This window comes from Brevibacterium sp. RIT 803, from assembly GCF_016892625.1.
In the GTDB taxonomy this organism is placed as follows: Bacteria; Actinomycetota; Actinomycetes; order Actinomycetales; family Brevibacteriaceae; genus Brevibacterium.
Window position 1 is genome coordinate 22,926 of sequence record NZ_JAFEMW010000006.1, and the last position, 13,965, is coordinate 36,890.

General features: G+C 60.1%; 12 protein-coding genes. 7 read left to right on the forward strand and 5 right to left on the reverse strand.

The genetic code is table 11. The annotated features are described in order from the left end of the window. Positions 1 to 4: 4 nt before the first annotated feature. From JTF07_RS18070 to JTF07_RS18095, 6 genes are all read left to right on the forward strand, one after another. Complete coding sequence (locus JTF07_RS18070; RefSeq protein ID WP_204235620.1) at positions 5 to 1,378, forward strand: dipeptidase; 1,374 nt, start codon at positions 5 to 7, stop codon at positions 1,376 to 1,378. 84 nt (positions 1,379 to 1,462) lie between these two features. Next, a complete protein-coding gene (locus JTF07_RS18075) occupies positions 1,463 to 1,816 on the forward strand; it encodes a HesB/IscA family protein (protein WP_101618722.1) in 354 nt (117 codons plus the stop codon). 36 nt (positions 1,817 to 1,852) lie between these two features. Then, positions 1,853 to 2,521 (forward strand): leucyl/phenylalanyl-tRNA--protein transferase, encoded by a 669-nt coding sequence (locus tag JTF07_RS18080; RefSeq protein ID WP_204235621.1) that lies wholly within the window; start codon positions 1,853 to 1,855, stop codon positions 2,519 to 2,521. Positions 2,522 to 2,630: 109 nt separating this feature from the next. Further along, the gene (gene ctaC, locus JTF07_RS18085) at positions 2,631 to 3,503 is read left to right on the forward strand and encodes an aa3-type cytochrome oxidase subunit II (RefSeq protein WP_143921628.1); all 873 of its coding nucleotides are present in this window, start codon (positions 2,631 to 2,633) and stop codon (positions 3,501 to 3,503) included. Further along, positions 3,500 to 5,197, forward strand: a complete 1,698-nt coding sequence (gene ctaD, locus JTF07_RS18090) for an aa3-type cytochrome oxidase subunit I (RefSeq protein WP_204235622.1) — start codon at positions 3,500 to 3,502, stop codon at positions 5,195 to 5,197. The genes ctaC and ctaD overlap by 4 nt, the downstream gene beginning before the upstream one ends. Then, complete coding sequence (locus JTF07_RS18095; RefSeq protein ID WP_204235623.1) at positions 5,194 to 5,595, forward strand: cytochrome c oxidase subunit 4; 402 nt, start codon at positions 5,194 to 5,196, stop codon at positions 5,593 to 5,595. Before ctaD ends, JTF07_RS18095 begins: the two co-directional genes overlap by 4 nt. 1,089 nt (positions 5,596 to 6,684) lie before the next feature. On the opposite strand, the gene qcrB is transcribed toward JTF07_RS18095, so the two are convergent. From qcrB to ctaE, 4 genes are read right to left on the reverse strand one after another with little or no spacing between them, the layout of a single operon-like run. Further along, the gene (qcrB, locus tag JTF07_RS18100; protein WP_204235624.1) at positions 6,685 to 8,310 is read right to left on the reverse strand and encodes a cytochrome bc1 complex cytochrome b subunit; all 1,626 of its coding nucleotides are present in this window, start codon (positions 8,308 to 8,310) and stop codon (positions 6,685 to 6,687) included. After that, positions 8,307 to 9,350 carry a cytochrome bc1 complex Rieske iron-sulfur subunit gene (qcrA, locus tag JTF07_RS18105; protein ID WP_143921632.1) on the reverse strand — a complete coding sequence of 348 codons (1,044 nt, stop codon included), beginning with the start codon at positions 9,348 to 9,350 and terminating at the stop codon, positions 8,307 to 8,309. The genes qcrB and qcrA overlap by 4 nt, the downstream gene beginning before the upstream one ends. 49 nt (positions 9,351 to 9,399) lie before the next feature. After that, a complete protein-coding gene (qcrC, locus tag JTF07_RS18110; RefSeq protein ID WP_143921633.1) occupies positions 9,400 to 10,185 on the reverse strand; it encodes a cytochrome bc1 complex diheme cytochrome c subunit in 786 nt (261 codons plus the stop codon). 57 nt (positions 10,186 to 10,242) lie between these two features. Further along, on the reverse strand, positions 10,243 to 10,881 hold the full coding sequence (gene ctaE, locus JTF07_RS18115) for an aa3-type cytochrome oxidase subunit III (protein WP_502710971.1): 639 nt from the start codon (positions 10,879 to 10,881) through the stop codon (positions 10,243 to 10,245). A 216-nt stretch (positions 10,882 to 11,097) separates the two neighbouring features. Here ctaE and trpD point away from each other — a divergent pair, with 216 nt between their 5' ends. After that, positions 11,098 to 12,219 carry an anthranilate phosphoribosyltransferase gene (gene trpD / locus JTF07_RS18120; protein ID WP_204235625.1) on the forward strand — a complete coding sequence of 374 codons (1,122 nt, stop codon included), beginning with the start codon at positions 11,098 to 11,100 and terminating at the stop codon, positions 12,217 to 12,219. On the opposite strand, the gene JTF07_RS18125 is transcribed toward trpD, so the two are convergent. Further along, positions 12,187 to 13,932 (reverse strand): DEDD exonuclease domain-containing protein, encoded by a 1,746-nt coding sequence (locus JTF07_RS18125; protein ID WP_204235626.1) that lies wholly within the window; start codon positions 13,930 to 13,932, stop codon positions 12,187 to 12,189. The two genes, trpD and JTF07_RS18125, sit on opposite strands and share 33 nt — an antisense overlap. Positions 13,933 to 13,965 lie beyond the last annotated feature (33 nt).

The window sequence follows — 13,965 nt, forward strand, 5'->3', positions numbered from 1 at the left end:
GAGAATGAGCGAATCGACTTCAGCACTGGACAGTGCACAATTGCATGCCGAACTCGACACCATTTTCGACGAGGTCATCGACCAGTTGACCGATCTCGTGGCGATCCCCTCGGTCGCCTGGCCGAGCTTCGATCCCGCCTACGTTCGAGCCAGCGCCGAAGCAGTCGCCGGCCTCGCCCGCAATCTGGGCCTCGACGTCGACATCCTGAGCGCGGCACAGGAGGACGGAACGGATGGGTACCCGGCTGTTGTCGCCTCGGTGCCGGCTCCAGCAGGTGCACCGACCGTGCTGCTCTACGCCCACCACGATGTCCAACCTCCGGGCAAGCCAGAAGCGTGGGAGACCGAACCCTTCATCGCCACCCGCACGGGGGATCGGCTCTACGGTCGCGGAGCTGCCGACGACAAGGCCGGCATCATGGTCCACCTCACCTCGCTGCGGCTCCTTGCAGACCGCCTCGGTGTAGGGGTGACTCTCTTCATCGAAGGCGAGGAAGAGGCTGGCAGCCCGAGCTTCCGCAACTTCCTTGAGACCTACCAGGACAGACTTGCTGCCGACGTCATCGTCGTTGCCGATTCCGGGAATTGGGCGGCCGGCACTCCAGCTCTGACAACGAGCCTGCGGGGCATGTGCGCCGTCGAATTCGAGATCTCCACACTCGATCACGCGGTGCATTCGGGAATGTACGGCGGAATCGTCCCCGACGCGATGCTGGCTATGACGAGGGTCCTGAGCAGCCTCCACGATGAGAACGGCTCCGTTGCTGTCAAAGGACTCAAGTCACAGGCCGACAGCGACATCGACTACGAAGAGTCAACGATCCGCTCCGACTCCGGTGTTCTCGAATCGACTTCACTCATCGGTTCCGGACCCTTGGCTTCCCGACTGTGGTCCCAGCCTTCGATCACGGTCATCGGACTCGACATCCCCGACGTCGAAGTCTCTTCGAACACTCTTCAGTCGAGCTTGCGGGCAAAGCTCTCGATCCGCTTGGCCCCAGGAGACACACCCGAGGATGCGGCCCAGGCCGTCGAAGAGCACCTGCACGACAATCTCCCCTTCGGCGCCACCCTCACCATCGGAGACACAGAGGGCGGCAGCCCATGGCAGGCAGACTTGAACGATCCCGTGGTGCAGACCGCGCAACGCGCCCTCACCGAAGCATGGGGGCGGGAGTCCGTGACCATGGGCATCGGCGGTTCGATCCCGTTCATCGCCGATCTCCTCGAGGTGTTCCCGCAGGCCTCCATCCTGGTCACTGGAGTCGAAGACCCGGACGCCAGGGCGCACAGCGCAAATGAGTCGTTGTATCTTCCCGATTTCAAGGCGGCAATCGTTGCCGAAGCGCTCCTTCTGCAGAAACTGGCAGTCGGCTGAGGATGACTCGGGAATAGGTTCATCGTCGATAGCGTTGTGGGCGGTGTAGCCTGGAGACAGGCAGGATCGAAATAAGGAGTAACCATGACTGTGACGAACGAAGCGATGGCCACGCACGAAGTCGAACTGTCGAGCACGGCGGCCGACAAGGTGCGCAGCCTGTTGCAGCAGGAAGGTCGCGACGACCTGCGTCTGCGTGTGGCCGTTCAGCCCGGCGGCTGCTCTGGTCTGATCTATCAGCTGTACTTCGACGAGCGTCAGCTCGACGGTGACGCAGTGCGTGACTTCGACGGAGTCGAGGTCATCGTGGATCGGATGAGCGTGCCCTACCTCGGTGGCTCGACCATCGATTTCGCTGACACCATCGAGAAGCAGGGCTTCACGATCGACAACCCGAATGCTGGCGGCTCCTGCGCGTGCGGCGACTCGTTCCACTGATGTTCTCCCGCTGAAACAGACCTGAAAGTCACTGAGATGGACCTGGAGGATCTGCGCGCCGTGTCATACACGGCAACGCAGCCCCAGGTCCTCTCTTCGTATCGGGCCGGACTGTTCCCCATGGGCATCGGCAACGGCGGCACCGGACGAATGGGATGGTGGGCTCCGCGACGTCGCGGTGTGCTCTTCCCAGGAGACCTCAAAGTCAGCAAGAGCCTGCGCAAATCGATGCGCGGCTTCGAATGCAGCGTCAACACGGATTTCGAACAAGTCATCCGCGCCTGCGCGGATCCCAGCAGGCCTGGCAGCTGGATCACCGAAGACATCATCGGTCTCTACTTGGGTCTCCACGCAGACGGATGGGCCCATTCTGTCGAAGTCAGATCAGAAGGCGCCCTCGTGGGGGGTCTCTACGGTGTGGCCATAGGTTCGTTCTTCGCCGGAGAATCGATGTTTCACACCCAACGAGATGCCTCGAAAGCAGCGCTTGTTCACCTCGTCTCCCTCCTCGATGGAACGACGGCTCCACCACCTCCCAGCGCGGTGGACAAAGATGACGACGCGGATGGATGGCTCATCGATACGCAGTGGCAGACGTCACACCTGGCAAGCCTCGGCGTGTCGGAGATCAGCGGTCTCGACTACTCCGCTCGGCTAGATTCCGCTCTCCGCGGGAATCGTTGTCAGGTTATTCTCAACAAATGATCATTTGCATGTGAATTTCTACCGCCTGTAGCGGTACTCTGGTAACTGACATAGTAAGAATTCGTCCTTCGGGCATCCGGAGGACGAATAAGGTTGTGAAAGGCTGCACGTGGATTCTCCGAATCAGGCAGGACCGGGAAGGTCCTGGGCGAAGCGGCTCGGCACTCTGGGCGCCGTCGCTGTACTGGCGTTGCTGTCCGGCTGCACGAAAGAGCAAGTCTCCACAGGATTCTTCCCCGCCGAATCGAAGGGCGCCACCAACCACACCGAGGCCTACACCTCACTGTGGAACGGCGCATGGATCGCCCTGCTGATTGTGGGGCTGATCGTCTGGGGGCTCATCCTGTGGGCAATGGTCGCTTACCGCCGCCGCAAGAACGATCGCGGACTGCCTGTGCAGCTGCGCTACAGTATGCCGATCGAAATCCTGTTCACGGTCACCCCAGTCATCCTGGTTCTCGGATTCTTCTTCCAGAGCGTCCAGGTCATGGAGAAGACCACCGACGACACCACTCCCGGTGAACAGGTCATCGAAGTTGCCGCTAAACAATGGGCGTGGGACTTCAACTACGTCAATCAAGACGTGTACTACGCAGGTACGCAGGTGCACCTCGATGGCTCTGAGAAGCCAGGGGAGAAGGCACCGACTCTCTACCTTCCGGTCGACACCGACCTCGAGATCAAACTTCGTTCACGCGATGTCATCCACTCGTTCTGGGTCCCCGCATTCCTCGAGAAGCGCGACATGATTCCTGGTCACGACCAGAGTCTGCATCTGCGCGCCGAGAAAGAAGGCGAGTACGTAGGCAAGTGCGCCGAGCTGTGCGGTGAATACCACTCTGAGATGCTCTTCAACGTGAAGGTCGTATCCAAGGCCGAATTCGAGGACTACACCAAGTCCCTCGGCGACGAAGGCAATAAGGGGCAGCTCGGTCCTGAGTACGATCGCAACTGGTACCCGAAAGAAGGTGCTGAAAAATGACCGCAACGATGAATCAGCCGGCTCTTGATGCCCCTGTTGTTCCTCGGAGCAAAGGAAAGGTCATCGTCGACTGGATCACGTCGACAGACCATAAGACGATCGGCTACATGTATCTGATCGCGTCGTTCATCTTCTTCTGCGTCGGTGGCGTCATGGCGCTCATCATCCGGCTCGAGCTCTTCGACCCGGGCATGCAGATCATTGAGACGAAGGAACAGTACAACCAGCTGTTCACCATGCATGGCACGCTCATGCTGCTGATGTTCGCGACTCCGTTGTTCGCTGGCTTTGCCAACGTGATCATGCCGTTGCAGATCGGTGCCCCAGACGTGGCTTTCCCTCGTCTCAACGCCTTCGCCTTCTGGATGTTCCTCTTCGGTTCGCTGATCGCCCTGTCCGGATTCCTTACGCCTCAGGGTGCTGCCTCGTTCGGATGGACCGCGTACGCGCCTCTGAGCAATACAACGTTCACTCCCGGTGCCGGAGGCAACCTCTGGGTTCTCGGCTTGGCGTTGCAGGGTGTCGGAACGATCCTCGGCTCGGTCAACTTCATCACCACGGTGATCACGATGCGTGCCCCTGGTATGACCATGTTCCGCATGCCCATCTTCACCTGGAACGTCCTCATCACCGGCATCCTCGTCCTGATGGCTTTCCAGCCCCTCGCGGCCGCTCTGCTCGTGTTGGGCGCCGACCGAATACTGGGATCACATGTCTTCAGCCCCGGCAACGGGGGACCGATACTGTGGCAGCACCTGTTCTGGTTCTTCGGTCACCCAGAGGTTTATGTCATCGCGCTGCCCTTCTTCGGCATCGTGACGGAGATCTTCCCTGTCTTCAGCCGCAAGCCCGTCTTCGGCTACAAGGAACTGGTCTTCGCGACGATCTCGATCGCGGCGCTGTCTGTGACCGTGTGGGCCCACCACATGTATGTCACCGGTGTTGTCGCCCTGCCGTTCTTCGCCTTCATGACAATGCTCATCGCAATTCCGACAGGAGTGAAGTTCTTCAATTGGGTCGGAACGATGTGGCGAGGGTCGATCACCTTCGAGACTCCGATGGTCTGGTCCATCGGGTTCCTCGTCACATTCCTCTTCGGTGGTCTCACCGGTGTCATCCTGGCCAGCCCTGCTCTTGATATGCAGGTCTCTGACTCCTACTTCGTCGTCGCTCACTTCCACTACGTGGTCTTCGGCACCGTCGTGTTCGCGATGTTCGCCGGATTCTACTTCTGGTGGCCGAAGTGGACCGGCAGGATGCTCAACGAGAAGCTGGGGCACATTCACTTCTGGATGCTGTTCGTCGGCTTCCACGGAACCTTCCTCGTCCAGCACTGGCTGGGAGTCGACGGAATGCCTCGCCGTTATGCCGACTACCTCCCTCAGGACGGCTTCACCTGGATGAACCAGGTGTCGACGGTCGGTGCAATGCTCCTCGGCCTGTCCATGGTTCCCTTCTTCTGGAACGTGTGGATCACCGCTCGCAATGCGCCGAAGGTGACAGTAGATGACCCTTGGGGTTACGGCGGGTCACTGGAATGGGCGACTTCCTGCCCACCACCTCGCCACAACTTCACCTCGTTGCCGCGCATCCGTTCCGAGCGCCCGGCATTCGATGTGAACCACCCGGAGCTGCTCGAGTACGCCGGGCACGGTACCGCAGAGCCGCAACTCACAGGAGGTAACGTCAAGTGAAATCCTCGATCTATGTCTTCGTGATCTGTGGCATCTTCTTCGCAGCCGTTGGAGTCTTCTACGGGTTCTACACGGACTTCTCCGAGATGGTCGGATTCCCGGCATTGCTCCTCGTCGGTGCGATGTCCTTGATGATCGGCGTCTACCTGTGGCTGACAGACCGTCGAGTCGGTCGCCAGCCCCAGGATAATGAGCATGCAGAGATCTCCGATGCCGACGCGGACTACGGCTTCTTCAGCCCATGGAGCTGGTGGCCGATCGTGTGTGCCGGTGCGGCCGCTGTGTCGTTCTACGGAATCGCCATTGGTTGGTGGATCTTCCCCTTCGGTGCCGTACTCGGCTTGGTAGCTCTGGTCGGACTGTCGTACGAACACGATCGTGGGGACCACGCCCACTGATTCGTTCCTGTCGGAACACCGATATCGGATAGCGCTGATGGCCCGGACTCTTCTGAGTCCGGGCCATCGCTGTGCTCACGTACTGTCTCCGGCCCCAGTGCCAGCGGCCCGGCCACCACACTGTCGAGTTCTTCCGTGGCAATGGACTGCCAGGTCATCTTCCAGATCGCTGTCAGCGCCTCGGGCAAGCAGGAGTGTCTGCAGACTCCCGAGATGACCAAGCGGACGGGCGCAGCACTCAGCTCCTCGCTTCGACCACCCTGCGCTCCTGCTGCGCGACGACTCGGAAACATGACGAGTTGTTGAACCGTCACCCGGGCGATTCTGCGAAACTCTCGCTGCTCGACTACATAGGCCAAATGGCCGCGGCTCATGACGAGGACCTCGAGCGTATTCTGAGAGCGTCGACCTGGTGGCATTCGGTGCCTGATAGTGCGTCGGCGGCCGTCACAGCCCCCGAGCTGTGCTGATCCCGGATGCACCGCAGCGTTCCACACGGTGCTCCGCATCGATCAGACGTCTGGATGCCAGGATTCATCTCGCATGAGGTCTCCGGAGCAGAACAGACGCTGCAACGTCACAACAGCGGCCAAGTGGCCCGATTCAAAAGGAGTCGGAGGCACCGCAGCTATCCGCGCGCCCGTGACACACTGTCGAACCTTATCGATGACCGTTTCGACGCAATTCGATCGGACACGCAGGGGAGTGGGGTCGCCACCAGAGGCTACGAGGTCTCTCTTGCTGGAGCTCAATGAACGTCCGGTGGCGAGTGTCGGAACCTCGCTGTTGGGGCGCAGTTCGGGTGCCGAGACTGATTGCAGGTGGAATGAGCGAACAGGTCGAACAGTGGAGGTCCGCGATTCGCGCCGAGATCAATCCGATGGGACACGCGAGCACCACCTCGGTGATGGTGAAGGCGACAGTACGCACGGCCGACCCTCACCCACAGAATGATGACGACTCAAACACCCAGTTCGAGTGTTCGGCGGCGCACGATGACGGTATGACGGAGGGGCCCAACACCAACTGTTGGGCCCCTCCGTCATACCGTCGACTCGTCAGAGTCACATTTTCTGGACGATGTCTCGATCAGTGACCGATCTGGTTGTGAGTGTTCGACTCAACCGAATCATGGTCGTGGTGTGATGCTTCGAGCTCCTGCTTCGTCACTGGCGCTACACGGTCCTCGAAGAAGAACTTAGAGAGCTTCGCACGGAACTTCTCAAGTCCGGTGATCTTACCGTCCGCATTCGGCTCCGCAGGTGTGTGCGTGGGTGACTCGAACGCTGTCAGCTTCCACAGCTTATGCGGAGGCAGAGCTTCGTGACGCTCAAGGAACTCGCCATGGGGGAGACGGATGATGTTGGCCGTCTCACGTCCATGCAGTGCGATCTCACGATCCTTGCGCTGCAGACCGATGCACATTCGCTTCGTGATCATGTAGCCGATGATCGGTCCGAGGAAGAACACGATGCGGAATATATAGATCATGTCGTTGAGTGACATTTGGAAGAACACGGCAATGATGTCGCCCGAGGCTGCAGCCCACATGTTGCAGTAGAAGATGATGCCTGCAACACCGATGGCAGTACGCGTGGGATTGTTGCGCGGGCGATCGAGGATGTGGTGTTCGCGCTTGTCCTTGAGCAGCCAGGACTCGAAGAACGGATAGATGAACATCGCTCCGAACACGCCGCCCATGACAATGACTGCGCTGTTGATGTTCAGGGAGATCGGCCAACCGGCAATGTAGAACTCGAGCCAGCCTGGAACGATGCGCAGGAATCCGTCTGCCCAACCGATGTACCAGTCGGGTTGTGTGCCTGCAGACACCGGTGAGGGGTCATAGGGCCCGTAGTTCCAGATCGGGTTGATCGTGAAGAGGGCTGAGATCAGTGCCAGCAAGCCGAAGATGAGGAAGAAGAATCCTCCGCCCTTGGCTGCGAATGTCGGCAGAACAGGCTCGCCCACCACATTCTTCTCGGTGTTGCCGGCACCTGGGTACTGCGTGTGCTTGTGCACGACGACGAACACCAGGTGGATGCCGATCAGAGCGATCAGCAGCGCGGGAACGATCATGATGTGAAGGGAGTAGAGCCTGGCGACGATGTCGGTGCCTGGGAACTCACCGCCGAAGATGAAGAAGGAGAGATAGGTTCCGACCAGCGGCAGTGATTTGACGATTCCGTCGATGATTCGCAGACCGTTGCCTGAGAGCAGATCATCGGGCAGTGAGTAGCCCGTGAAACCTGCCGCCATTCCCATGATGACCAGAAGCACACCGACGATCCAGTTGAGCTCGCGGGGGCGACGGAAAGCGCCGGTGAAGAACACGCGCAACATGTGGATGCTCAGTGCGGCGACGAACAGCAGTGCGCCCCAGTGGTGCATCTGACGGATGAACAGGCCACCGCGAATCTCGAATGAGATCGCCAGAGTCGAGTTGTACGCCTCTGAGATCTCGACGCCGCGCAGCGGCGCCCAAGGTCCTTCATAGTGCATCTCACCCATTGCAGGAGTGAAGAAGAAAGTCAGGAACGTTCCGGAGAGGATAACGATGACGAAGCTGTAGAGAGCGACCTCACCGAGCATGAACGACCAGTGGGAAGGAAAGATCTTGCGTCCGAACTCGCGGACGAGGACAGAGGCCCCGACTCGAGTCTCGGCGAAGTTCGCGGCCTTCCCGATGGTGGTTGTGGGTTGTGTAGTACTCATGGGTGATTGATCTCCCAGAACGTAGGTCCGACGGGCTCAGGGAAGTCCGACTGTGCGACCAGATAGCCTTCGCTGTCGACCGAGATGGGCAGCTGCGGCAGTGGACGCTTGGCCGGGCCGAAGATGACCTTGCAGTGTTCGGTGACATCGAAGGTCGACTGATGGCACGGGCAGAGCAGGTGGTGTGTCTGGTGCTCATACAGTGCGACAGGGCAACCGACATGGGTGCAGATCTTGGAATAGGCGACGATGCCGTCGTGTGACCAGTCCTTGCGATCCGGATCCTCTTTGAGTTCCTTGGGATCGATGCGCATCAGCAGAACGGCGGCCTTTGCCTTCTCTTCCAACGGGTGTTCGGCGTTCTCTTCATCGCCGATGCCCGACGGCAGCACGTGGTAGGCCGAGCCGATGGTGACGTCATCTGCCTTGATCGGGCGCTCGGATTCCACTGATGGAATGCCGCCCGGGTCCTGGATCAGACGAATGCCTTTGCCCCAGAGTGTGTGGAACAGCTTGTCCCCAGGCAGTGGACCCAGGTCACGGAACACGAGGACTGCGGGCAGGGGAGCGATGGCCAATGCCGCAATCAATGTGTTGCGCAGAAGAGGACGTCGGGCGATTCCCGATTCTTCCTTCGCCTGATGAAGGATCTCAAGGGCAACTGCCTGGTCCTCTTCACTGCCACCGATGTCGTGACGCTCATCGATTCCCTCGTGATCACTCATGAGGTTCTTCGCCCACAGAACGGCGCCGACGCCGATGGAGAACATCGCTACCGCGGCACCAAGGCCGATGGAGGTGTTGTGGAGCCGAATGCTCTGCATCGTCTCGCCGGGAGAGAACAGGAAGTAGGCGACGATGAACCAGATGGTTCCGACCATCGACAGCACGAACCACAACGCCACCTGGCGTTCGGCGACCTTCGCGGCCTTCGGATCTCCGTCAGCAAGCCGAGGCTTGTGTTCCGGCAGCCCCGGGTTCGTGAACCCATTCAACTCCTCGAGCTGGCTGCCGCCGCCGAAGTGGTCTTTCGAGGTCATTGAATTCCCCGTCTTTTCTCGTGGTGATTACTGAACGACATTGGCTGACTCACTTTGCCCTGGATGACAGCCATACTGTCAGTCCGATGACTGCGCTGAGGCCGAAGAACCAGATGAAGAGGCCTTCAGCCACCGGTCCCAGGGATCCCAGCTTGAAACCACCGGGCGAGGGAGTATCCGAAACCTCTTTGACATAGGCGATCACGTCGCGCTTGTCATCGGGAGTCAGGTTAGCGTCGTTGAAGATTGGCATATTCTGCGGACCGGTCTGCATCGCCTCGTACAGGTGCTTTTCGGAGACATCCGCCAGGTTCGGTGCATATTTGCCTCGGGTCAGAGCACCGCCGGCGCCGACCACGTTGTGGCACATGGCGCAGTTGGTGCGGAAGAGACTACCGCCTGCAGCGGGATCGCCCTTGGACGCATCGAGGTTCTCGTCTTCAGGGACGGCGGGGCCAGGGCCCAGCGAAGCGACATAGGCAGCCAGCTGAGCTGTCTGCTCTTCGTCGAACTGGGGTTCCTTGGCGCGTGCCTGCGGCCCGTTGGACTGCAACGGCATGCGTCCGGTTCCGACCTGGAAGTCAACTGCTGCTGCACCGACTCCGATGAGACCCGGTCCGGCTTTCGAGCCCTCGCCGTTGAGTCCGTGGCATGTTGCACAGTTCGCAGCGAAGAGCTTCTTGCCTTCGTCGACATCCGATGCACTGGCAGTATCTGCCTTGGCGCTCGAGGTCTGAGTGAAGAGGGCGTAGGCTCCGCCAGTCATCAGCAGGCCCACCAAGAGCAGCACAACCAGTGCCATTGGATGCCTGCGGCGATCTGCTAAAAGCTTCACGTGATCGTCCTTTGCTTTGAATGTTGTAAGTCCGAATGGCCGAGCATCTCGAGCCGACTACTGGAGCAGGTAGATGACTCCGAAGAGACCCACCCAGACGACGTCGACGAAGTGCCAGTAGTAGGACACGCAGATCGCGAATGTGGCCTCATGATGCCCGAACTTCTTGGCTCCATAAGCTCGTCCGATCACGAGCAGGAAGCAGATGAGCCCGATAGTCACGTGAATACCGTGGAACCCGGTGGTCAGGTAGAAGACGGAACCATAGCCGTCAGTGTTGATGGCAATGCCCTCGCTGACCAGCGTGGCGTATTCCATCACCTGGCCGGCGACGAAGACCGCGCCAAGGAGGAAGGTGAGGTAGAACCACTCGACCATGCCCCATTTGGCGATGTTGAACAGAGAACCCGTCCGGCGGGGACGGAACTTCTCCGCTGCGAAGACGCCCAGCTGGCAGGTGAATGAAGACGACACCAAAATGAGCGTGTTGCCGAGCGCATATGGAATGTCGAGGACCTCAGTCTGGGTCTCCCACAATTCCGGCACGACGGATCGAATGGTGAAGTACATGGCGAAGAGCGCGGCAAAGAACATCAGGTCGCTCGCGAGGAACACGATGAAGCCCACCGTGGTCACATTCGGACGATTGACAACCGGATGTGCTGGCGCTGTTTGAGATGCAGTGGCAGTTGACACAACCCCATTATTACTCGTCTCGGGGTGAGTTTTCATCTTTTACCCAGCTTTCGGTGAATATTTTTCTACACGGTGTAGCGAAAACCTTGATTTGGTGCCGGAATCTCGTATTCGGACCGCCCTGCCCCCGCGTGTCGAAGACAGGATAGGATGCCGCAGGTAAGTTCCATCTCGTGTTCAGAGGTGGTGGAAGTCCCTTAAGGAGAGTTCATTCGGATGACGGAGACACCGCGTACGACAAGCCCGGAAACACTGGATTCCGGGCTCCGAACCACACCTCAGGGCACCACCTACAGCTGGCCCGATCTGCTCATGACGCTCATGCACCAGCAGGATCTCGACGAGGCCGCCGCCGCCTGGGCTATGGACCAGATCATGTCGGGACAGACGACCGATGTGACAATGGCCGCATTTCTCGTGGCACACCATACAAAGGGCGAGACCGTCGCCGAGATAGCCGGTTTGGTCTCGGCGATGATGGACCACGCCGTGCCACTGCCAGACCTCGAGGATTCGGTCGACATCGTCGGCACCGGCGGCGATCGGGCCAAGACTGCCAACATCTCCTCAACGGCAGCGATGATCATCTCCGCGAGCGGGCAGCGCGTCGTCAAGCATGGCAACCGTGCGACGTCATCAGCCTCCGGCTCTGCCGATGTGCTCGAAGCTCTCGGTGTCCGCTTCGACATCACGCCGGAGCAGACAGGCATCATCGCGAAGGAAGTCGGCCTGGCATTCTGCTTCGCCAATGTGTTCCACCCATCAATGCAGTTCGTGGCGGCAGTGCGTCGTCAGATCAGCGTCCCGACCGCGTTCAACATCCTCGGACCGCTGACGAACCCGGCCCGTGCCCGTCACACCGCTATCGGTGTCGCTGATGCTCAGATGGCACCCTTGGTCGTCGGCACCTTGGCCAAGCGCGGTCACCAGGCAGTCGTCTTCCGTTCGAGAGACGGGTTGGACGAACTGAGCAACACCGACGTCAACGACGTGTGGGAGATCCGTCACGGCGAGGTCGAGCACATGACCTTCGATGCCCTTGACCTCGGCTTTGACCGTGTCACAAAGAACGATCTGCGGGGCGGCGGGCCCGAACAGAACGCTGAGATCACCCGATCGGTGCTCAACGGAGAGAGGTCAGCGGTACGCGACATCGTGCTCATCAATACAGCAGCGGCACTCGTTGCAGCCGATGAGTCTGCTGTGGGCAGCCTGACCGAGCGGCTGGCGGCGAAGGTGAGCATTGCAGAGGAGACGGTAGACGCCGGCCTCGGTGCGCAGAAGCTCGACCAGCTCATCGCGGTCTCACACAGAGTCGCCGAGACTAATCGTTCCTGATTCCTGCGCGTGAAAGTTGGCCCCGCTGCGGGGGAGCGACCATGCTCCCCGCATCGCGGTCAGTGTCGCCGACTGCAGCCATTGGGACAGGAGCCTGGTCTCTTCGGCCAGCGAGTCGGATGCTGCCGGAAGCTTCCCTGGTGCAGGAACCCATTCCGCGGTCGCACGAATGGCAACGAAGGCTTCGTCGAGTCCCCGCGAGCCACGGGAGTGTGCACCGGCGGCCAGCTTCCCATGTCTGATGACAGCGAGATCGAATCCCCCTTCGGGCCCCGGGGCGTACGCAAGGATCTCAGGGATAGCTCGCAGAGCACGAACGGACTCGGCTCGTGCGGCGTTTGCCAGTCCCGAGCGCATGGCATCGCGCACCTCGGCGGCTGTCTCATACCTGGCTTCGGTGGCCAATCTCGACATTCTCTGCGTGCACAGATCACGCAGCGTTGAGAAATCACCGTCCATGACCGCGACCAGATCGCTGATGTCGGCCAGGTACTCCTGCCTGTCGGTCACACCGGCGCAGGGACCTCCGCACTGACCGACCTGGGAACTCACGCACGGGCGGTGCGATCCGAGATTGGCGGAGGTGATCTTCGCCGTGCACCGTTTGACGGGATAGAGGGTGTCGAGAAGCTCCTTCACCGCTTGGGCCGTCTTGCGCGACCGGAACGGGCCCATGGGTGCTGCGGGCGACTTCTCCAATGCGGTGTTCGAACGGACGACCGACAGCCTCGGATATGCCTCATCGCTGAGAACGATCCAGGAACTGCGTTCGGGGTTCTTCGACCGACGGTTATACGGTGGGGCGAGTTCTCCGATCAGTCGAATCTCTCTGACCTCCGCCTCGAGCGCGTGCGCGCATGGCAGACAACTGACCTCTTGAGCTGCGGTGATCATCTCGGCCATCCGACCGCGGTTCTCCGAAGCGTTGAAATACCCCCGGACTCGCCGCGCCATATTGCCGGATTTTCCGATGTAGAGGACTCGTCGAGTTCCATCCAGGAACATGTAGACGCCTGGCTCAGCCGGAACCCCCTTGGCCAGATGAGATTTGGCTTGGCGCTTCGCCCATCCGGCCTGGCGCACCGTGGCCAGCTCTTCGAGAGTGGTGATGCCATAGCCGCCGAATCGCTCCAGCACCCGGTGCAGCAGCTCTCCGGTGGCTTTGGCATCGGAGAGTGCCCGGTGGTCGGGGGAGACCTCGGTTCCGAAATGAGCGGCGAGTGTCGACAGTTTGTGATTGCGGACCTCATCGCGACTGACTACGCGCCGAGACAGGGTGACGGTGTCGAGGACAGTCGGCTGAGGCCAGTGGTAGTCGAGCTTTTCACACGCGGAGCGGAGGAAGCCGATATCGAAGGGAGCATTGTGAGCGACCAGGACCGCACCAACAGAGAACTCCAGAAAGCTCGGCAGCACGGAGCGAATCGAGGGAGCATCATCGACCATGGCGTGTGTGATGCCGGTCAGTCGCGCCACGAACGGACTGATCACCGATTCCTCGGGCTTGACCAGAGATTGAAACTCTCCGAGCACCTCGCCGCCGCGCATCTTGACCGCACCGATCTCCGTGATCTCCGACTTTCCGGCAGTTGTACCGGTTGTCTCCAGGTCGACTATCACGAATGTGACCTCATGGAGCGGAGTGCCAAGACTGTCGAACGACAACTGCGAGGAGGCGATTGCTGACGGCGCTCGGTCGAATGGGGTGGACATGCGCCTCAGTCTTTCACTCGCCTCTGACACAGG